The organism is Streptomyces sp. NPDC007157, from assembly GCF_040634235.1.
GTDB lineage: Bacteria > Actinomycetota > Actinomycetes > Streptomycetales > Streptomycetaceae > Streptomyces.
Genome location: NZ_JBEYFE010000019.1, coordinates 1 through 20,388, shown reverse-complemented (window position 1 = coordinate 20,388; position 20,388 = coordinate 1). Strand labels below are relative to the sequence as shown.

The 20,388-nt window shown below is 69.5% G+C and carries 21 protein-coding genes; 19 read left to right on the top strand and 2 right to left on the bottom strand.

The window, feature by feature from the left end; genetic code table 11:
• Positions 1 to 130 precede the first annotated feature (130 nt).
• The 3 genes from ABZ642_RS30095 to ABZ642_RS30085 all read left to right on the top strand — a co-directional run bounded on the left by ABZ642_RS30095 (position 131) and on the right by ABZ642_RS30085 (position 3,665).
• The gene (locus tag ABZ642_RS30095; RefSeq protein WP_360489584.1) at positions 131 to 1,666 is read left to right on the top strand and encodes a site-2 protease family protein; all 1,536 of its coding nucleotides are present in this window, start codon (positions 131 to 133) and stop codon (positions 1,664 to 1,666) included.
• A gap of 50 nt (positions 1,667 to 1,716) precedes the next feature.
• Complete coding sequence (locus ABZ642_RS30090) at positions 1,717 to 2,619, top strand: tRNA (adenine-N1)-methyltransferase (RefSeq protein ID WP_360489583.1); 903 nt, start codon at positions 1,717 to 1,719, stop codon at positions 2,617 to 2,619.
• Between the two features lie 464 nt (positions 2,620 to 3,083).
• A complete protein-coding gene (locus tag ABZ642_RS30085; RefSeq protein ID WP_360489582.1) occupies positions 3,084 to 3,665 on the top strand; it encodes a hypothetical protein in 582 nt (193 codons plus the stop codon).
• Positions 3,666 to 3,712: 47 nt separating this feature from the next.
• Here the strand turns inward: ABZ642_RS30085 and ABZ642_RS30080 are convergent, their stop codons facing one another.
• Positions 3,713 to 4,018 carry a ferredoxin gene (locus ABZ642_RS30080; protein WP_360489581.1) on the bottom strand — a complete coding sequence of 102 codons (306 nt, stop codon included), beginning with the start codon at positions 4,016 to 4,018 and terminating at the stop codon, positions 3,713 to 3,715.
• 537 nt (positions 4,019 to 4,555) lie between these two features.
• Here ABZ642_RS30080 and arc point away from each other — a divergent pair.
• From arc to prcA, 6 genes are all read left to right on the top strand, one after another.
• Positions 4,556 to 6,322, top strand: coding sequence for a proteasome ATPase (gene arc / locus ABZ642_RS30075; protein WP_360489580.1), 1,767 nt, complete (start codon positions 4,556 to 4,558; stop codon positions 6,320 to 6,322).
• 244 nt (positions 6,323 to 6,566) lie between these two features.
• Positions 6,567 to 8,078, top strand: coding sequence for a depupylase/deamidase Dop (dop, locus tag ABZ642_RS30070; protein WP_360489579.1), 1,512 nt, complete (start codon positions 6,567 to 6,569; stop codon positions 8,076 to 8,078).
• Positions 8,079 to 8,273: 195 nt separating this feature from the next.
• Complete coding sequence (locus ABZ642_RS30065) at positions 8,274 to 8,492, top strand: ubiquitin-like protein Pup (protein ID WP_351739822.1); 219 nt, start codon at positions 8,274 to 8,276, stop codon at positions 8,490 to 8,492.
• A gap of 196 nt (positions 8,493 to 8,688) precedes the next feature.
• Positions 8,689 to 8,922, top strand: a complete 234-nt coding sequence (locus ABZ642_RS30060; protein ID WP_360489771.1) for an endonuclease VII domain-containing protein — start codon at positions 8,689 to 8,691, stop codon at positions 8,920 to 8,922.
• A complete protein-coding gene (gene prcB, locus ABZ642_RS30055; RefSeq protein WP_360489578.1) occupies positions 8,874 to 9,719 on the top strand; it encodes a proteasome subunit beta in 846 nt (281 codons plus the stop codon). The genes ABZ642_RS30060 and prcB overlap by 49 nt, the downstream gene beginning before the upstream one ends.
• A gap of 71 nt (positions 9,720 to 9,790) precedes the next feature.
• Positions 9,791 to 10,549, top strand: a complete 759-nt coding sequence (gene prcA / locus ABZ642_RS30050; RefSeq protein ID WP_360489577.1) for a proteasome subunit alpha — start codon at positions 9,791 to 9,793, stop codon at positions 10,547 to 10,549.
• Positions 10,550 to 10,627: 78 nt separating this feature from the next.
• Here prcA and ABZ642_RS30045 read toward each other — a convergent pair whose 3' ends face one another.
• Positions 10,628 to 11,698: a LacI family DNA-binding transcriptional regulator gene (locus ABZ642_RS30045; RefSeq protein ID WP_360489576.1), complete on the bottom strand. Its 1,071-nt coding sequence runs from the start codon at positions 11,696 to 11,698 to the stop codon at positions 10,628 to 10,630.
• A gap of 88 nt (positions 11,699 to 11,786) precedes the next feature.
• Between ABZ642_RS30045 and ABZ642_RS30040 the strand changes: the two genes are divergently transcribed.
• The 10 genes from ABZ642_RS30040 (at position 11,787) to tatC (ending at position 20,234) form a co-directional block, all read left to right on the top strand.
• A complete protein-coding gene (locus ABZ642_RS30040; protein ID WP_360489575.1) occupies positions 11,787 to 13,046 on the top strand; it encodes an MFS transporter in 1,260 nt (419 codons plus the stop codon).
• A 9-nt stretch (positions 13,047 to 13,055) separates the two neighbouring features.
• Complete coding sequence (gene pafA, locus ABZ642_RS30035; RefSeq protein ID WP_030795508.1) at positions 13,056 to 14,417, top strand: Pup--protein ligase; 1,362 nt, start codon at positions 13,056 to 13,058, stop codon at positions 14,415 to 14,417.
• Between the two features lie 104 nt (positions 14,418 to 14,521).
• The gene (locus ABZ642_RS30030) at positions 14,522 to 15,523 is read left to right on the top strand and encodes an FKBP-type peptidyl-prolyl cis-trans isomerase (protein WP_360489574.1); all 1,002 of its coding nucleotides are present in this window, start codon (positions 14,522 to 14,524) and stop codon (positions 15,521 to 15,523) included.
• Positions 15,524 to 15,597: 74 nt separating this feature from the next.
• Positions 15,598 to 15,969, top strand: coding sequence for an FKBP-type peptidyl-prolyl cis-trans isomerase (locus ABZ642_RS30025; RefSeq protein ID WP_360489573.1), 372 nt, complete (start codon positions 15,598 to 15,600; stop codon positions 15,967 to 15,969).
• A gap of 207 nt (positions 15,970 to 16,176) precedes the next feature.
• Entirely contained in the window at positions 16,177 to 17,130 is a 954-nt protein-coding gene (locus ABZ642_RS30020; protein ID WP_360489572.1) for a WYL domain-containing protein, read from the top strand.
• A 19-nt stretch (positions 17,131 to 17,149) separates the two neighbouring features.
• Entirely contained in the window at positions 17,150 to 18,172 is a 1,023-nt protein-coding gene (locus ABZ642_RS30015; protein WP_360489571.1) for a WYL domain-containing protein, read from the top strand.
• 86 nt (positions 18,173 to 18,258) lie between these two features.
• Complete coding sequence (locus ABZ642_RS30010) at positions 18,259 to 18,492, top strand: hypothetical protein (protein WP_360489570.1); 234 nt, start codon at positions 18,259 to 18,261, stop codon at positions 18,490 to 18,492.
• A 10-nt stretch (positions 18,493 to 18,502) separates the two neighbouring features.
• Complete coding sequence (locus ABZ642_RS30005) at positions 18,503 to 18,697, top strand: hypothetical protein (RefSeq protein ID WP_360489569.1); 195 nt, start codon at positions 18,503 to 18,505, stop codon at positions 18,695 to 18,697.
• 260 nt (positions 18,698 to 18,957) lie between these two features.
• Positions 18,958 to 19,242, top strand: coding sequence for a Sec-independent protein translocase subunit TatA (gene tatA, locus ABZ642_RS30000; RefSeq protein ID WP_360489568.1), 285 nt, complete (start codon positions 18,958 to 18,960; stop codon positions 19,240 to 19,242).
• Between the two features lie 47 nt (positions 19,243 to 19,289).
• Positions 19,290 to 20,234, top strand: a complete 945-nt coding sequence (gene tatC / locus ABZ642_RS29995) for a twin-arginine translocase subunit TatC (RefSeq protein ID WP_360489567.1) — start codon at positions 19,290 to 19,292, stop codon at positions 20,232 to 20,234.
• The last annotated feature ends 154 nt before the right edge of the window (positions 20,235 to 20,388 follow it).

Genomic DNA, 20,388 nt, shown 5'->3' with positions numbered 1-20,388 from the left:
CATACGGCCCGCCACTGACAGTCACCCAACCCGCGCGACGCCCCGGCCAACACAAGGGGTGCCGGGGCGGAACGCGTCACGACGGCCGCATACCATCGACCGGAGACGACGTTTCTAACGAGGGGACACCGTGGACGTGAGCGGCGGGAGCGGGCAGCCCCGGTCGGACGACGCCGAACCGGCCGAGCAGCCCGCAGGTCCTACGGCCCCGACCAACGACGGAGGCCCGGACCCCACCGACGCCCCGACGGATCCCCCACAGGCGGAGACACCCGCCGGCACCGGGAAACCGGAGCCGGAGCCGTCCGCGGAACCGCCCACGCCTAAGAACGAGAACGCCAAGACACCTCCCGGGCCACCGGCCTCCGGCCCTGACGGAACCGGCGCTCCCGGCCCCGACCACAGCGGCGCTCCCGGCCCCGATCACACCGGCGCCGGCGGCCCCGACCACAGCGGCGGGCGCGGCCTCGCGCACTCCGGCATGGCCAAGGGGCGGCCGCCGCAGCGGCCCAAGGAACCCGGCGGCGGCCTGCTCATGGGACGGCCCTTCGGCGTACCCGTCTACGTCGCCCCCAGCTGGTTCGTCGTCGCCGCACTGATCACCTGGGTCTTCGGCGGCCAGCTCGACCGCGTGCTGCCCGAACTGGGCGCCGCCCGCTACCTCGTCTCCCTCTTCTTCGCCATCGCCTTCTACGCCTCCGTCCTGGTCCACGAACTCGCCCACACGGTCGCCGCGATCCGCTTCAAACTCCCCGTCCGCCGCATCCAGCTGCAGTTCTTCGGCGGCGTCTCCGAGATCGAGAAGGAAGCCGAGACCCCCGGACGGGAGTTCGTGCTGGCCTTCGTCGGCCCCCTGCTCTCCCTCGTCCTCTCCGGCCTCTTCTACCTCGCCATGCAGACCGTCGAGCCCGGCACCGTCCCCGGCGTCCTGCTCGCCGGCCTGATGGTCTCCAACCTCATCGTGGCCATCTTCAACCTGCTGCCCGGCCTGCCCCTCGACGGCGGCCGGATGCTCCGCGCGGTCGTCTGGAAGATGACCGGCAAACCCATGAGCGGCACCGTCGCCGCCGCCTGGGTCGGCCGCGCCCTCGCCGTCTCCGTCCTGATCGGCCTCCCGCTGCTCAACTACTCGGGCACCTTCGGCGGCGGCACCGAGAACGCCAACGGCATGGACGCCCTCACCGACGGCCTGCTCGCCGCCGTCCTCGCCGCGATCATCTGGACCGGCGCCGGCAACAGCCTGCGCGTGGCACGACTGCGTGAACACCTCCCGGAGCTGCGCGCCCGCACCCTCACCCGCCGCGCCGTCCCCGTCGAGACCGGGACCCCCCTGTCCGAGGCCCTGCGCCGCGCCAACGCCGCCGGGGCCCGCGCCCTGGTCGTCGTGGACGCCGACGGCACCCCGCTCTCCCTGGTCCGCGAGGCCGCCATCGTCGGCGTACCCGAGCACCGCCGCCCCTGGGTCGCCGTCAGCGGCCTCGCCCAGGACCTCACCGACGGCATGCGCGTCTCCGCGGAACTGGCGGGCGAGGAGCTCCTCGACGTGCTGCGCGCCACCCCCGCCACCGAGTACCTGGTGGTCGAGGAGACCGGCGAGATCTACGGCGTCCTCTCGGCAGCGGACGTGGAACGGGCCTTCGTCAGGGCCATGGCGCGGCCGTCCTAGGGCAGCCCCATGTGGTCGGACCCCTCCACAAACCCCGGTAGGCTGTTCACATGTCCGAACCGACCGGTGCCGCCCGCAGGCGCGGGCCCTTCAAGGTCGGGGACCAGGTACAGCTGACCGACCCCAAGGGCCGCCACTACACGTTCACGCTCGAAGCAGGGAAGAACTTCCACACCCACAAGGGCTCCTTCCCGCACGACGAACTGATCGGTGCTCCCGAGGGCAGCGTTGTCCGCACCACCGGCAACGTGGCCTACCTCGCGCTGCGCCCCCTGCTCCCCGACTACGTCCTGTCCATGCCCCGCGGGGCAGCCGTCGTCTACCCCAAGGACGCGGGGCAGATCCTCTCCTTCGCCGACATCTTTCCCGGCGCCCGCGTCGTCGAAGCCGGCGTCGGCTCCGGTTCGCTCAGCAGCTTCCTGCTGCGCGCCATCGGCGACCAGGGCATGCTGCACAGCTACGAGCGCCGCGAGGACTTCGCCGAGATCGCCCAGCAGAACGTGGAGCGCTACTTCGGCGGCCCGCACCCCGCCTGGCAGCTCACCGTCGGCGACCTCCAGGACAACCTCTCGGACACCGACGTCGACCGTGTCATCCTCGACATGCTCGCCCCCTGGGAGTGCCTGGAGGCCGTCTCCAAGGCGCTCGTGCCCGGCGGCATCCTGTGCTGCTACGTCGCCACCACCACCCAGCTCGCGCGGACCGTGGAGTCCATCCGCGAGATCGGCTGCTTCAACGAGCCGACCTCCTGGGAGACGATGATCCGCAACTGGCACGTGGAAGGCCTCGCCGTCCGCCCCGACCACCGGATGATCGGCCACACCGGCTTCCTGCTCACCGCCCGCCGCCTCGCCGACGGCGTCGAGCCGCCCATGCGCCGCCGCCGCCCCGCCAAGGGCGCCTACGGCGAGGACTACGAGGGTCCCAACGCCGACGGCGGCGCCGGCCGCTGAGCCGTCCCGTCATCCCCTCGCCGCATCAACGTACGAGCGTCGCCGCCGAGTTCCCCCGACCCGACCGGAACTCGGCGGCGACGCTCACGCGTTGACACGGCAGGATGCCGATCGTCAGGGAGGGGACCGGACCCCACTGCCGCGGTGGCTCCCCGGCGTCACGTAAGCCCCCCGTCTGTGGCGGTAGCCGCCCGGGGCGGGGTGGTTCCGTGCCGTCACGTAAGCCCCCCCGTCTGTGGCGGTAAACGCCCGGTGGCGGGGTGGTTCCGTGCCGTCAGGGAGGCCCCTCGTCCGGGGCGACAGCCGCCCGGTGGCGGGGTGGTTCCGTCGTCAGGGAAGCCTCCTCGGCCACGGCGGAAGCCGTTCGGCGTCGGAAGCCCACCCCGCCGTTCCCCACCCGCTGTGACGTGTGGCACTATGCAGGCCATCCCCCACCGGCACAGGCCTCACAGGAGACACTCCTAGTGCAGCAATCCGTGGTCCCGGAGCTCGCTCACACCGACACCCGCCCCATGCACTGGCTCGCCACGGCCACTGCCGTGACCGGTGTCATCGCGCTGTCATCGCTCTTCCAGCCGGGCGCGGCCAAAGCCGCCCAGCCCACGGCCGGCACCGAGACGAAGCCCACCCCCGCGGCCACCGCGCCGCCCAGCACCACCGGCGTGGACTTCCCCCTCGACTGCGGCCCCGTGAAGGAGCTGGTCGTCAAGAAAGCCACCGGCGACCTCGACGGCGACGGCAGACCGGAAACCGTGGCGGTGGTCCACTGCGACGCGGCCATGGGCACCCCGCCCGACGGCGTCTACGTCCTCACCCAGGCCGCCGACGCCACCCGGCCCCGTGTCGTCGCCACGCTCGTCGACCCCAAGGACCGGCTCACGGTCACCGACTTCACCCTCGCCGCCAAAACGGTCACCGCGACCCTGCTCGGCTATTCCACGGACAATGTGCCCAGTTGCTGCCCGGACGTGAAGACCGCCGCCACCTGGCAGTGGAACGGCCACACGTTCGTCCGCTCCACCCCCGCGGCCACCCACAGCGTCTGAACCGCCGCACCCGCACGACCCACAGGCCACGCGGGGTGGCCGGAAAGTCACTCCGCGTCCGGCCCGTACACCTCGACCCGGTCCGTGACCCGGCGCACATGAATGCACTCGCCCGGACACTCCCGCGCCGAATCCACCACGTCCGTCAGCAGCGGCAACGGCACCGGCACCGTCGCCCCCTTCGCCAGCAGCAGCTCGTCGTCCCCGCCCTTCACATAGGCCAGGCCGTCGATGTCCAGCTCGAACACCTCCGGGGCGTACTGGGCACAGATCCCGTCACCGGTACAAAGATCCTGGTCGATCCAGACCTCAAGCGCCTCCGCGCCGGCCAGGGCCTCCTGCTGCACGGTCATCTCTCCTGCCGTCGAAAGCGCCGGCAGCCGGACCCGGCGGTCACCCGGTCCCGCCCCGGCGGGTGTTGAACTCCCTCGACCCTACCCCCGCCCGAACCGCCCCCGGCCGTGCCCGCCACCCGCGCACCCACCCGCCCCCCCGGCGCCCCTTCCGGCCGCGCACACGGCGCACCCGGCCGCGCGGGACGACGGCGCTCGGCCACCGGATCGATCGACTTCAGCCAACCCGTGGCACGGGTCCGCGATCACCCGTGCCGCCCGGCCGGTTGCTCTGTGTAAGGAAGCCCTGACCGGGGCACAACCCCTGAACCGGCATCGGAGCGGACAACTCCGGTCAGTCCCGAAGGGTTTTGACCGCTCCCGGCCCGGAACACGCAGCTTCTAAATCGCGTTGAGTGGGTATCCACCGGGCACGAGGGAGAAGCAATGGGTGACCGACGACACACCTTGACAGTCTTTGTGATCTAGGGGTTTCAATCGACACCCACCCAGGTAGGGTCTGGAAGCGTCCAGCTCCCCTTGGAGGAGGTGAGGACCGTGGCAGCCCACGACGACGACATGAACCGCGGCATCCGCCCGGGACGAGGGTCCGACGACCCGGCCGGGCAGATCGCTTACCTTGAGCAGGAGATCGCCGTCCTGCGACGCAAGCTCGCCGACTCTCCGCGACACACGAGGATTCTCGAAGAGCGGATCGTCGAGCTGCAGACGAACCTGGCCGGCGTGTCCGCCCAGAACGAACGACTCGCGAACACACTCCGCGAGGCCCGCGACCAGATCGTGGCCCTCAAGGAGGAAGTCGACCGACTCGCACAGCCGCCGGCCGGCTTCGGTGTCTTCCTGCAGGCCAACGAGGACGGCACCGCTGACATCTTCACCGGCGGTCGCAAACTGCGGGTGAACGTCAGCCCAAGCGTTGACCTGGACGACCTCAGGCGCGGCCAGGAAGTCATGCTCAACGAAGCGCTCAACGTGGTCGAGGCCATGAAGTACGAGCGCGTCGGCGACATCGTCACCCTCAAGGAGATCCTCGAGGACGGCGAACGCGCCCTGGTGCTGGGGCACACCGACGAGGAGCGGGTGGTGCGGCTCGCCGAGCCGCTGCTGGACGTGAACATCCGCCCCGGCGACGCCCTGCTGCTCGAACCCCGCTCCGGCTACGTCTACGAGATCGTTCCCAAGAGCGAGGTCGAGGAACTCGTCCTCGAAGAGGTCCCCGACATCGGCTACGAGCAGATCGGTGGTCTCGGCGGCCAGATCGAGGCCATCCGCGACGCCGTCGAGCTCCCCTACCTCTACCCGGACCTGTTCAAGGAGCACGAACTGCGCCCGCCCAAGGGCGTCCTGCTCTACGGGCCCCCCGGATGCGGCAAGACGCTCATCGCCAAGGCCGTCGCCAACTCGCTGGCCAAGAAGGTCGCCGAGGTCACCGGCCAGGCCGCCGGCAAGAGCTTCTTCCTCAACATCAAGGGCCCCGAGCTCCTGAACAAGTACGTCGGCGAGACCGAGCGGCAGATCCGCCTCGTCTTCCAGCGTGCACGTGAGAAGGCCAGCGAGGGCACCCCCGTCATCGTCTTCTTCGACGAGATGGAGTCCCTCTTCCGCACCCGCGGCTCCGGTGTCAGCTCGGACGTGGAGAACACCATCGTCCCCCAGCTGCTCGCCGAGATCGACGGTGTCGAAGGCCTGCAGAACGTGGTCGTCATCGGCGCCTCCAACCGCGAGGACATGATCGACCCCGCCATCCTCCGCCCCGGCCGTCTCGATGTGAAGATCAAGATCGAGCGCCCGGACGCCGAGGCAGCCAAGGACATCTTCGGCAAGTACCTCACCGAGCGCCTCCCGCTGCACTCCGACGACGTCGGCGAGCACGGCGGCAGCAAGGCCACCACCGTCGCCAGCATGATCCAGACGGCAGTGGAACACATGTACGCCGAATCCGAGGAAAACCGCTTCCTGGAAGTCACCTACGCCAACGGCGACAAGGAAGTCCTCTACTTCAAGGACTTCAACTCCGGCGCAATGATCGAAAACATCGTCGGACGCGCCAAGAAGATGGCGATCAAGGACTTCCTCGAGCACAAGCAGAAGGGTCTCCGCGTCTCCCACCTCCTCCAGGCCTGCGTGGACGAGTTCAAGGAGAACGAGGACCTGCCCAACACCACCAACCCCGACGACTGGGCCCGAATCTCCGGCAAGAAGGGCGAACGGATCGTCTACATCCGTACCCTCATCACCGGAAAGCAGGGCGCCGACACGGGTCGCTCCATCGACACGGTGGCGAACACCGGGCAGTACCTGTAAAACACAGGGCGGCTGCGGGTGCCCCCACCGGGTACCCGCAGCCGACTGTTTTTCCGGCCAAAACCGGAACCGAGGCGAGCAAGGCAATGACGCAAATGATCTCCCCACCGGCGCAGAGGCGTTCTAGGCTCTTTCCTACCGCCGAGTCGCGCAGTGCGGGGACGGGCACCGCACACGCACCGGAGCGCCAGCGGTACGCGAGCGGAGCCCACGACCGAGGGCTCCGCCGGGCAAGGAGGGCCGCATGACCGTACGGCGAGTAATGGGCATCGAGACGGAGTACGGCATCTCCGTCCCCGGCCACCCCAATGCCAATGCCATGCTCACCTCATCCCAGATCGTCAACGCCTACGCGGCGGCGATGCACCGGGCCCGCCGCGCCCGCTGGGACTTCGAGGAGGAGAACCCGCTGCGGGACGCCCGAGGATTCGACCTCGCCCGCGAGGCCGCCGACGCCAGCCAGCTCACCGACGAGGACATCGGCCTCGCCAACGTCATCCTCACCAACGGCGCCCGCCTCTACGTGGACCACGCCCACCCCGAGTACAGCGCCCCCGAGGTCACCAACCCCCGCGACGCCGTCCTCTGGGACAAGGCCGGCGAGCGCATCATGGCCGAGGCCGCCGAGCGAGCCGCCCAGCTCCCCGGCGCCCAGCCCATCCACCTCTACAAGAACAACACCGACAACAAGGGCGCCTCCTACGGCACGCACGAGAACTACCTGATGAAGCGGGAAACCCCGTTCTCGGACATCGTGCGCCACCTCACCCCGTTCTTCGTCTCCCGCCAGGTCGTCACCGGCGCCGGCCGCGTCGGCATCGGTCAGGACGGCCACGAACACGGCTTCCAGCTCAGCCAGCGCGCCGACTACTTCGAGGTCGAGGTCGGCCTGGAGACGACCCTCAAGCGCCCCATCATCAACACCCGGGACGAGCCGCACGCGGACGCCGAGAAGTACCGCAGGCTGCACGTGATCATCGGCGACGCGAACCTCTCGGAGATCTCGACCTACCTGAAGCTCGGGACCACGGCCCTGGTCCTCTCGATGATCGAGGACGGCTTCATCGCGGTCGACCTCGCCGTCGACCAGCCCGTACGGACCCTCCACCAGGTCTCCCACGACCCCAGCCTCAAGCGCCTCGTCACGCTCCGCAGCGGGCGCACACTCACCGCCGTCCAGCTCCAGATGGAGTACTACGAGCTCTCCCGCAAATACGTCGAGGAGCGCTACGGCGCCGACGCCGACGAACAGACCCGGGACGTCCTGCAGCGGTGGGAGGACACCCTCAACCGCCTGGAGAACGACCCCATGAGTCTCTCCGGTGAACTCGACTGGGTGGCCAAGAAGGAACTCATGGAGGGCTACCGGCGCCGCGACGACCTCGACTGGGACGCCGCCAAGCTCCACCTCCTCGACCTCCAGTACGCCGATGTACGGGCCGAGAAGGGCCTCTACAACCGCCTCGCGGCGCGCGGACGCATCAAGCGGCTGCTCGCCGAGGCCGACGTCGACAAGGCCCGCACGAGCCCGCCGGAGGACACCCGCGCGTACTTCCGCGGCCGCTGCCTGGAGCAGTACGCCGACGACGTCGCCGCCGCCAGCTGGGACTCGGTCATCTTCGACCTCCCGGGCCGGGACAGCCTCCAGCGCGTCCCAACCCTGGAACCGCTACGCGGAACGCGAAATCATGTCAAGGAGCTCCTGGACCGCTGTCGCACCGCAGAAGACCTGGTCAGGGTCCTCTCCGGCAACTGAACGGGCACCCGGACCGGACCGGGCGACCGGGGTCAAAACCCCGCCGCCCGGGAATCATCGAGGTGGCCCCCGTACGTTGGAGAAACTGCGGGGCCGATGTCGGACCCGGCTTGTAGGGTCTGATCACCACCGATCGGCAGGAATGCCGACCTGTCGACCATGTCGGGCGAACGCGAACTGAGCGGGGTGAGGGTTATGGCAACCAAGGACACCGGCGGCGGACAGCAGAAGGCCACACGTTCCACCGAGGAGGCCGAGGAGCAGACGCAGGAAGCGCAGGCGTCGGAGGACCTCAAGGAGCGCCACGAGAAGCTGAGCGACGACGTGGACTCGGTGCTGGACGAGATCGACGACGTACTCGAGGAGAACGCAGAGGACTTCGTGCGCTCCTTCGTGCAAAAGGGTGGGCAGTAGACCCCTTTCTCCTTCGAATCGAAGGTGGATGGAGATCGGAAGTGTCGGGGGACCTGAGCGTGAAGCGCTGCGCACGGCCTGGTGACGCCAAGCCGCGCGCAGCCTTCGCAGCCATGCGGTCGAACCCTCGGCGCCTGTACGACCTCGCCGAGTCGGAGTCCGAGTCCGAGCGCAAGTCGCTGACCGCCTTGCGTCCCTGAGCGCCTCGCGACGGGGCGTCTGCCGTATCCGCCCATCCGCCCCCGCCGTTCATGTGGATCACTGCCACAAGACGGGTAGGGTCCGGGGCGTATTGTGCTTCAACTTCAATTCGGCCATCGGTCTGTTGAGGGACGACCCCGAGACGATCAACCGAGCAGCCGACTACCTGGAAGGAAACGCGTGGAAGCCAACACTCGTAGCACCGGGCGTCTACCAGCTGCCTTCCTGACGCCTGGGTCCTCCTCGTTCATGGACTTTCTCGGTGACCACCAGCCGGAGTTGCTGCCCGGCAAGCGGCAGTTGCCGCCCACGCAGGGGGTCATCGAGGCGCCGCACGGGACGACGATCGTCGCGGTGACGTTCCCCGGCGGCGTGGTGCTCGCCGGTGACCGTCGGGCCACGATGGGGAACGTGATCGCCCAGCGCGACATCGAGAAGGTGTTCCCGGCCGACGAGTACTCGGCGGTCGGCATCGCCGGCACCGCCGGCCTCGCCGTGGAGATGGTCAAGCTCTTCCAGCTGGAGCTGGAGCACTTCGAGAAGGTCGAGGGCGCGCAGCTGTCGCTGGAGGGCAAGGCGAACCGGCTGTCGACGATGATCCGTTCCAACCTCGGCATGGCCATGCAGGGCCTGGCGGTCGTGCCGCTGTTCGCCGGCTTCGACGTGGACCGGGGCAAGGGGCGGATCTTCTCGTACGACGTCACCGGTGGCCGTTCCGAGGAGCACAACTTCTCCGCGACGGGCTCCGGCTCGGTCTTCGCGCGCGGCGCCATGAAGAAGCTGTTCCGTGACGACCTGAGCGAGGAGCAGGCGACCACACTGGTGGTGCAGGCTCTGTACGACGCGGCCGACGACGACTCGGCGACCGGTGGTCCCGATGTCGCCCGCCGGATCTACCCGATCATCACCGTGATCACCGAGGACGGGTTCCGCCGGCTCACCGACGACGAGTCCTCCGAGCTCGCCCGCGCGGTGCTGGCGCGCCGTCTGGAGCAGCCGGACGGCCCGCGCGCGGCGCTGCTCTGAGGCGCTCGGCGCTTGTTGTGAAGGTGATCCCAGTGACTTCGACGGAACCCTAAGGAAGGGGACGGATACCGGTGTCGACGCCGTTCTATGTCTCACCTCAGCAGGCCATGGCGGACCGTGCGGAGTACGCCCGGAAGGGCATCGCGCGCGGTCGGAGTCTGGTGGTGCTCCAGTACGCCGACGGCATCGTGTTCGTCGGTGAGAACCCCTCCCGTGCGCTGCACAAGTTCAGCGAGATCTATGACCGGATCGGTTTCGCGGCCGCCGGTAAGTACAACGAGTACGAGAATCTGCGGATCGGTGGTGTGCGCTATGCCGACCTGCGTGGTTACACCTATGACCGTGACGATGTGACGGCGCGTGGTCTTGCCAACGTCTATGCGCAGACGCTGGGCACGATCTTCTCCAGTGCGGCCGAGAAGCCGTACGAGGTGGAGTTGGTGGTCGCGGAGGTCGGGGAGACCCCGGAGGGTGACCAGATCTATCGGCTGCCGCACGACGGTTCGATCGTCGACGAGCACGGTTCGGTCGCGGTCGGCGGCAATGCGGAGCAGATCAGCAGTTATCTGGACCGGGAGCACCGGGACGGTATGACTCTCGCGGAGGCTCTGAAGCTGGCGGTGACGGCTCTGTCGCGGGAGTCGAACGGCACGCAGCGGGAGATTCCGTCGGAGCGGCTGGAGGTCGCGGTGCTGGACCGTACGCGTCCGCAGAAGCGCAAGTTCAGGCGTATCGGCGGACCGCAGCTGTCCCGGTTGCTGGAGTCGGAGGGTGCGGCCACGGCCGCGGCCACCGACGAGGCGGAGGAGTCCGGCGGAGACGTCGAGTAGCCCCCGTTCCCACCCGCTCTGTGCGCCCCGCCCGGTGAGTCGTCCGGGCGGGGCGCCGGTGTGTGCGGCCAGGTGCGGCTAGGGCTGCGGTGGGGGCGCTGTGGAGCCTCGTACGACCAGCTCCACGGGGATGTCCCGGCCTTCCGGTGCGCGGCCTTCCATGACGGCGAGGAGGGCGTGCATGCCGCGTTCGCCGAAGAGTTCGGCGTCCAGTCGGACGGTCGTGAGTTCGGGGTCGATGGCGGTGGCGAGGGCGAGGTCGTCGAGCCCGGTCACGGAGATGTCGTCGGGGACGCGCAGGCCGTGGCGGCGCAGGGCCTTGTAGGCGCCGGCGGCGAGTTTGTCGTCGTCGCAGACGAGGGCGGTGGGGTGGGGGCCGGGTGCGGCGAGGGCGGCTTCGGTGGCCGTGCGGGCGCCTTCGATGGAGATCGGTGCGTGGACGGTGCGTACCGAGGTGCCGGGCACCTGGGCCGTGTGTGCGGCCAGTTCGCGGGCGCGTACCTCGAAGGTCCAGGAGGCGATGTCGGCGGCCAGGTGGAGGAAGCGGCGGTGGCCGAGGCCCAGCAGGTGTTCGGCCACCTGGCGTACGCCGTCGGCGATGTCCAGGTTGACGGTGGCGGCTCCGAGGCTGCCGTCCGGGTCGCTGTCGAGCATCACCAGGGGGAGCTGGTCGCCGCGGATGGCGGTGAGGGCGTCGGCGGCCATGGAGGAGGCGATGACGCCGTCGAGGGCCGCCTGGGCGGAGGCGAAGGGGTCGCGAATGGGGGCGGCCCGCAAGGGCCTTCCTTTGAGGGTGGTGGTGGGCGACGGGCGGGCGGGGCCGATGCCTTCGGGGGAGGGGTAGAGGACCACGCCGAAGCCGTGTTCGGCGGCCACGCGGGCGGCGCCGGTGTAGACGCCCGCGAAGAACTCGGTGGTGAGGGCCGGGACCACGAGGAGGACGGTGCGGGTGTGGCCGAGGCGGAGGTTGCGGGCGGCGAGGTTGGGGCGGTAGCCGAGGTCGCGGGCGGCTTCCCGGACGCGTTCGGCGGTGGCCTCGGAGACGCGGCCGCGCCATTTGTCGCCGAGGACGAGTGACACGGCTGCCTGCGAGACGCCGGCGGCCTGGGCGACGTCGCGGCTCGTCGGGCGCGTGCTGCTGCGTGCCACCGGGGGTGGGCTCCTTCGTCTGGACGTGTGAACTGCGCACATGGTACGTATGGGAGTCGAAGTTATACGTAAAACTTGGAGGCGGATCATGGCCGCGGGATACCTGGAGATCCTCAGGGCGAGGCACGCGGTCCGTCTGCTGACGGGGACCTTGGTGGGCCGGCTGCCGAATGCCACGGCCGCGCTCGCGATCGTGCTGTTCGTGCGCGCCCAGGGTGGTACGTACAGCCTGGCCGGGGTGCTCGCGGCCGTGTACGGGGTCGCCAACGCGATCGGCCAGCCGGTGCTGGGCCGGTTGGTGGATGTGCACGGGCAGCCCCGGGTCCAGTTGCCCGCGGCGGTCGCGTCGGCTCTCGCCATGGCCGGTTTCGCCTTCGCCGGCACCGATCCGCTGCCGCTCGCCTACGGGTGCGTGGCCGCGGCGGGGCTGTTCACGCCGCCCCTGGAGGGCGGTCTGCGTGCGCTGTGGCCGAGTGTGCTCGGCAAGGAGGACCAGGTGCACACGGCGTATGCCATGGACGCGGTGGCCCAGGAAGTCATGTTCACGCTGGGGCCGTTGCTGGTGACGTTGTGCGTGTCGCTGTGGTCGGCGCAGGCGGCGCTGCTGGTGGTGAACGCGCTGGGCGTGCTCGGAGCCCTCTCCGTGGTCGTCTCGCCGCCTTCGCGCGCGTGGCGTTCGGCGCCGCGCGAGGCGCACTGGCTGGGCGCGCTGCGCTCGTCCGGGCTGCTGGCGCTGCTGGGCGCGTTCCTGTTCGTCGGGATCGCGATGGGTTCCATCACGGTGGCGTCGGTGCCGTACGCGGACGCGCACGGCGGTGACGGGGTGTACGGCTGGATGATGGCGGGGGTGGGGCTGGGCGCGCTGCTCGGTGGCTCGGTGTACGGGGCGCGGCGGTGGCAGGGGGAGCCGGCGATGCGACTGCGGGTCCTGGTGGCGCTTCTGGCGGTGTGTTATCTGCCGCTGATGGCGATGCCGGATGCGGTGGCCATGGTGTTGCTCACCGTGCTGGCGGGGGTGTTCCTGGCACCGGCGATCGCATGTGCGTTCGTGCTGGTGGACCGGCATGCGCCGATGGGGACGGTTACCGAGGCTTTCTCCTGGCTTGTGACGACGTTCACAGTGGGGGCGTCGGTGGGAACGGGCCTGGCGGGCCCGGTCGTCGAGGCGGGCGGGGCGCTGTGGGGCTTCGCGGTGCCGGGTGCGGCGGGGGGCGTGTCGTTGCTGGTCCTGATGGCCACGGGGCGGGTCCTCGCAGCTCCCGGTGGGGGCGCGGTGGTTGCGGCTTCATCGGAAAATGATCCAAATCGTGCTGCCGAACCCCGTTTCAGCTCAGGGGATCGGGCGTAATGTTCAGTCATGGACCGCCGCATTTTCGGGCTGGAGAACGAGTACGGCGTCACGTGCACGTTCAGGGGACAGCGCCGCCTGTCGCCTGACGAGGTGGCGCGGTACCTCTTCCGCCGTGTCGTGTCATGGGGCCGTAGCAGCAATGTCTTTCTTCGTAACGGCGCCCGGCTCTATCTCGACGTGGGATCACATCCGGAATACGCGACACCCGAATGTGACAACGTGACCGAACTGGTCACCCACGACAAGGCCGGCGAGCGCATTCTCGAAGGACTGTTGGTGGACGCCGAACGACGCCTGCACGAGGAAGGAATCGCGGGCGACGTCTACCTCTTCAAGAACAACACCGACTCGGCGGGCAACTCCTACGGTTGCCACGAGAACTATCTGGTGGCGCGGCACGGGGAGTTCTCCCGGCTCGCGGACATCCTCATTCCGTTCCTGGTGACCCGGCAGCTGCTGTGCGGCGCCGGCAAGGTGCTGCAGACGCCGCGCGGTGCGGTGTACTGCGTCAGCCAGCGCGCGGAGCACATCTGGGAGGGCGTCTCCTCGGCGACGACCCGTTCCCGGCCGATCATCAACACCCGGGACGAGCCGCACGCGGACGCCGAGCGCTACCGCCGGCTGCACGTCATCGTGGGCGACTCGAACATGTCCGAGACGACCATGCTGCTCAAGGTCGGTGCCACCGACCTGGTGCTGCGCATGATCGAGGCGGGCACGGTGATGCGGGACCTGACCCTGGAGAACCCGATCCGGGCGATCCGCGAGGTCAGCCATGACATCACGGGCCGGCGCAAGGTGCGTCTGGCCAGCGGCCGTGAGGCCTCCGCCCTGGAGGTGCAGCGGGAGTACTACGAGAAGGCCGTGGACTTCGTCGAGCGCCGCGGTATCCGTACCGGCACGGTCGACCAGGTCCTGGAGCTGTGGGGCCGGACCCTGGACGCGATCGAGGCCGAGGACCTGGACCGGATCGGCACCGAGATCGACTGGGTGATGAAGTACAAGCTCATCGAGCGGTACCGGGCCAAGCACAACATGACCATGTCTCATCCGCGGGTGGCGCAGATAGACCTCGCTTATCACGACATCCACCGTCGTCGGGGTCTGTATTACCTGCTGGAGAGGAAGGGTCAAGCCACGCGGATCTGCAATGACTTGAAGATCTTCGAGGGCAAGTCGGTACCGCCGCAGACGACTCGGGCGCGGCTGCGCGGTGACTTCATCCGGCGGGCTCAGGAGCAGCGGCGCGACTTCACGGTCGACTGGGTGCATCTGAAGCTCAACGACCAGGCACAGCGGACGGTGTTGTGCAAGGACCCGTTCCGTTCGGTCGACGACCGGGTGGAGAAGCTCATCGCCGGTATGTGAGCGAACGCCACACGGGCGCCGTACGTTTACCGTACGGCGCCCGTGTCACGTCGTAGAGTTGCGCGCACGCATCCGCAAGATCGACCGATTATGAGGCTGTTTCCGTGCGCCGACGCTCTCTTCTCCTTGCCGCCGTACCCGCAGGACTGGTCACGATCGCCGCGTGCGGCGACGACAAGTCCGCTTCCAGCAAGGCCAGCGCGGCGCCGTCGGGTTCCGCCTCCTCGGTGCCGCCGCCGAAGATCGTGGACGGGCCGTTGCCGGCCATCACGGCGGGTGTGAAGTTCGACGAGAAGCCGACGGTGGCCAAGGGGTCCGGGGAGCCGTCGAAGGACCTGGCGGTCAAGACGGTGATCGCGGGCAGCGGCAAGGCGGTCGCGGAGAACGACTTCATCCAGGCCAACTACCTCGGGCAGATCTGGTCCACGGCGAAGGTCTTCGACCAGTCGTACGACCGTACGCCGCTGCTCATGCAGCTCGCCCAGGGCAGCATCATCGACGGCTGGCGGTACGGGCTGGCCGGGAAGAAGGTCGGCAGCCGGGTGCTGATGGCGGTGCCGCCGACCTGGGGCTACGGCACGGCCGGCAACTCGCAGGCGGGTATCAAGGGCACCGACACGCTGGTGTTCGTGGTGGATGTGCTGAACTCCTTCAACTCCAAGAGCTCCAGCACCGGCAAGGTGGTCGCGCAGAGCGACGCCGCGCTGCCCAAGGTCGGCACCAACACCGACGGGAAGGCTCCGTCGATCGACATCCCCAAGGCCGACCCGCCGAAGACGCTGGTGTCGAACTACGTCCTGGAGGGCGACGGCCAGGAGGTGAAGTCCTCGCAGACGGTCCTGTGCCAGTTCAAGGGCGAGGTCTGGGACAGCGGCAAGGCCTTCGAGCAGACCTACGACAGCGGGCGGCTGGCCCAGTTCGCGGTCCCGCAGATGCAGGAGGTCGTCAAGGGGCTGGCGCAGGGCATCACCGGGAAGAAGGTGGGCAGCCGGCTGCTGATCGTCGTACCGCCGGACCTGGCCTATGGGAACAACCCGCCGAGCGGCGGTGTGGTGAAGAAGGGTTCGACGCTGGTGTTCTCGGTGGACATCCTGGCGGCGATGTAGTCGTGCGGGCGGTAGCCGGGCGAGGATGAAAGACTGTCCGGGTTCCGTGTCGTACACAAGCAGGAGCGAGAGACGTGAGCATCGACAAGCCCGAGATCGACTTCCCGGGCGGCGAGCCCCCGGCCGACCTGGAGATCAAGGACATCTGGGAGGGCGACGGCGAGGTGGCCAAGGCCGGCCAGACCGTCACCGTGCACTACGTGGGTGTCGCGTTCAGCACGGGCGAGGAGTTCGACGCCAGCTGGAACCGGGGCACGCCGTTCCGCTTCCCGCTGGGCGGCGGCCGTGTCATCAAGGGCTGGGACCAGGGTGTGGAGGGCATGAAGGTCGGCGGCCGTCGCCAGCTGACCATCCCGGCCCACCTCGCCTACGGCAACCAGAGCCCGACCCCGTTGATCCAGCCCGGCGAGACGCTGATCTTCGTCGTGGACCTGCTCGGGGTCTGAGCCCCGTGCCTGGTCGGCGCCGTTCCGGCGCTGATCGGTCCCGGTCGGAAACCGGCTGGACGAGGGCCCGTGCCGTGTGCGCGGGCCCTTGTTGTTTGTCGGGTCCTGTCCGTTTCGGTCCTCGTTGTTCGTACCGGCTTTTGCCGTGACACTCCGGAGCGGTACGGTCATCGGTCAGAAGCACCATAGGGAAGGCGAAGGGCGTCGATGGCCATTGCCAAGGCCGAGCGGCTGATGAACCTGGCGCTGTGCCTGCTGGGGACGAGACGGCCGCTCAGCAAGCGTGAGCTGCGGGAATCCATCGAGGCCTACCTCGAAGCCGGGTCCGACGACTCCTTCAACCGGATGTTCGAGCGGGACAAGGACGATCTGCGCGAGCTCGGACTCGTGATCGAGACCGTCGAGAACCTGGACGGCGAGGTCGGCTATCTGGCCCGCCGCGACAGCAACCGCCTGCCCCCGATCACGCTGGACGCCGAGGAGGCCGCCGCCCTGGGGCTGGCCGCCAAGGTCTGGCAGCAGGCCCGCCTCGCCGGCGCGGCCAGCGGCGCCCTGCAGAAGCTGCGCGCCGCCGGACTGCCCGAGGACGTCGACCCGTACGAGGCGCACAGCGCCCTGGAACCGCGCATCCCGGTGCACGAGGCCGCCTTCGAGCCGCTGATGCTGGCCTGCCGCGACCGCCGCCCGGTCCTCTTCGACTACCGCAAGGCCACCGCCGCCCGCCCCGAGCCCCGGCACGTGGAGCCGTGGGCCCTGGAGTGCTGGCGCGGCCACTGGTACCTGGCGGGCTGGGACCGGGACCGGGGTGCCGAGCGGGTCTTCCGGCTGTCCCGGATCACCGGCCGGGTCCGCTCCCGGGGCACCCGCTTCACCGCGCCCGTCCCGGACGTGGTCACCGTCCGAGAGACCGTCGCGGGCTGGGCGGGTGAGATCGCCGACCGCTCGGCGCTGATCCGGCTGCGCTCCGGCGCCGGCTACCCCCTTCGGGCGAAGGCCACGGCGGTGCGGGAACTCGGCGACGGCTGGGACGAGTTGGAGATTCCGTACGGGCACGGCCTGGACGCCTGGCTGGTGGAGTTCGGGCCGGACGTGGTGGTCCTGGAGCCGGCCGAGCTGCGCGCGGACGTGGTGGACCGGCTGCGTGCCGTGGCCAAGGGCTGAGGGGGAGCGGAGCAAGACAGTGGCAGGCAAACCGGTCAGGCCCGTGAACGCCATCGACCAGACCCGGCGGATGCTCTCCCTGGTGACCTATCTGCGCGAGCGCCCCGGCGCCCGGATCGCGGACGTCGCCCGTGCCTTCGGCATCACCGAGGACGAGCTGGTCTCCGACCTCGACGTGCTGCCCATGTGCGGCACCAGCTTCCGGGGCGGCGATCTGCTGGACATCGACACCGACGGCGAGCGCATCTGGTGGCACAACGCCGCCGCGCTCGGCGAGGAGGCCGCCGAGCCGCTCCGGCTCGCCGCCGACGAGGCGACCGCGCTGCTGGTGGCCGCCCGCGCGGTGTCCACCCTGCCCGGACTGCGCGAGGGCGACCGGCAGGCGCTGCTGCGGGCCACCGCCAAGGTGGAGACCGCGGCCGGCGAGGCGGCCGGCGCCAGCGCCCGGCTGTCGGTGACCTTCGAGTCCGAGGGCGGGGTCTTCGCCGACGTCGACCGGGCGATCTCCGAGCGCCGCCGGCTGTGGATCCGCTACTACTCGCCGGCCCGTGACGAGGTCACCGAGCGCGAGATCGACCCCATCCGCCTGGTCAGCGTCGGCCACACCTATGTGGAGGCCTGGTGCCGCCGCTCCGAGGCCCGGCGCACCTTCCGCCTCGACCGCGTCGCCGAGATCAAGATCCTCGACGAGCCGTCCGCGCCCCCCGAGATCGAGCTGCGCGACCTGTCCGAGGCCCTGGTGCAGCCCGCCGCCGAGGACCCCGAGGTGGTCGTCGAGGTCGGCCCGGCCGGCCGCTGGGTCGCCGAGTACTACCCGCACGACAGCGCGGATGAGCTTCCCGACGGCGGGCTGCGTATCACTCTGCGCACCCCCGATCCGGCCTCCCTGCGCCGGCTGGCACTCAGGCTCGGCGGCGACGGCCGGATCGCGTCACCGCCCGAGCTGGCCGACAGCGCCCGCCGGGCGGCCCGTGAGGCTCTGGCGGCGTACGACGACCATGCCGCGCACGGCGACGAGGAAGGGCAGGCACGAGGGATTTGAACGAGTCTTCGGGGGTTCTGAACGAGTCTTCGGGTTCCGGTGTCGCAGGCGCGAGGGACGTGACGGTCGCGGCCGCGTTCGCCGGGATGAGAAGAGTGGTCCCCGTGGTGTTCAAGGCCGGCTGCCCGGACTGCCGGGGCAGTTTCGAGCTCACCGCGAGCGCCCTGCGGCTGGCCATCGGAGCCACCAGCAAGACCACGTTCTACTCCTTCACCTGCCCCGACTGCGATGTCCTGGTCCGCAAGCCCGCGGGCGAGCGGATCATCGAGCTGCTCACCGGCGGCGGGGTCAGGACCCTGCGGCTGCACCCCACCGTCTAGGCTCACCCGCATGTTCTGGCCGATGTTCGCGGTAGCTGTGGGTTTCGTGGGGCTCGCCGTACTCGGCGTGCTCGCCGTCCGGGTCTTCCTGGAGGCGCGGCGCCTCGGCGCGCAGGTCACGGACTCCGCACGGCGTATCAACCGGGCCGCCGAGGACCTGGAGCGGGCGGCGGCCGGTGCCGCCCGCGCTGTGGACACCCTCTGAGACCTGCTGTGGAACCGATGTGAGTAGTGAGCCGTAAGCGGTTTGCGTCACTTCGCCCTGTCACGGTGACCACCCCGGCAGGTACGCTGGCGATCGCGGGGCGGAGAACGAGGCCCGTACCGCGGACCGGGCGTACGCACGGGGATTGCCTGACGTTTACCCCCGAGCGTTACGATCGCTGTCAGCACGATTACTCGGACACATGTCTGACTGATCGGACAGCACCCCACCCAGCCGCCTCGGTGAGAAGGTAAAGACTTATGTTCGGAAGGCTCGGAGCTCCCGAGATCATTCTCATCCTTGTCGTCGTCATCCTGCTGTTCGGCGCGAAGAAGCTTCCGGACATGGCTCGCTCGCTCGGCAAGTCCGCGCGCATCCTCAAGAGCGAGGCCAAGGCGATGAAGGAAGAGGGCAACACGACCTCCTCCGCCCAGGCGCCTGCCTCCGGCGAGCAGGCCCAGGCCCAGCGCACCATCCAGGCTGCCCCCGGCGACGTGACCAGCTCCCGCCCGGTCAACGAGCCGTCGGACACCACCCAGCGCTGACGCAAGGCCGGTGACCCCCGGCCTGCCGCACGAGATGAGGACGTGGGTTGCCCAAGTCTGCCCGCAAACAGGAGAAGGATCCCGAGGGGCGGATGCCTCTCGGAGATCACCTTCGTGAGCTCCGCAACCGGCTCGCGAAGGCCATGCTGGCGATCGTCATCGTGACGGTGGTCGCCGCCTTCTTCTACAACGACATCATCAACTTCCTCACCAAGCCGGTCCTCGACTCGGTCGGTTGTGAGCAGGCCTTCGGGGAACTGGCCAGGGCCAAGTCCGACTCGCATCCCTGCGCACAGATCACGATCAACGGTCTGCTCGCGCCCTTCACGCTGGCCCTCCAGGTCTCGCTGATGGCAGGTGTGGTCTTCGCCTCTCCGGTCTGGCTGTACCAGCTGTGGGCCTTCGTCGCGCCCGGTCTGCACCGGAACGAGAAGAAGTACGCCTACGCGTTCGTCGCCACCGGCGTCCCGCTCTTCTTCGGCGGCGCGTACTTCGCCTACAAGGTCCTGCCGACCACCGCGAAGGTGCTCCTCCAGTTCACCCCGCACAGCGTGAGCAACCTGCTGCCGCTGGACGACCTGCTCCAGCTGGTCACCCGCATGGTGATCGTCTTCGGGCTCTCCTTCGAGCTGCCGCTGCTGCTGGTCATGCTCAATCTCACCGGCATCGTCAGCGGCCGGCGGATGCTCGGCTGGTGGCGGGCGATGATCCTCGGGATCACGGTCTTCGCGGCCGTCGCCACCCCGAGCACCGACCCGCTCTCCATGCTGGCGCTGGCCGGGCCGATCTGGGTGCTGTACTTCGGCGCGGTCCTCTTCTCGCTGGTCAACGACCGCCGCAGGCGCCGCCGCGAGGCCGAGGCCCCCGGCGACGACGAGGCCTCCGACCTCGACCTCACGCCCGACGACATCGGCGAGATCGAGACCGTCTCCGCCAGCCGCGCGCTGCCCGAGACCCCGGAGCGGGTCAACGGCTACGACGACGTGACCTGACCGGGTCCGTACCGGCCATCGAGAGGTGGGGGGGGCCCCCCCCGGGGGGGCCCCCATGTTGTGGGGGCGGGCCGGGGGGGGGGGGGGGTTGGGGGGGGGGGGGGGGGTGATGGTGTTGATGGGAGTTTTTTTATGGGGGGTGGGCGGGGTGTTT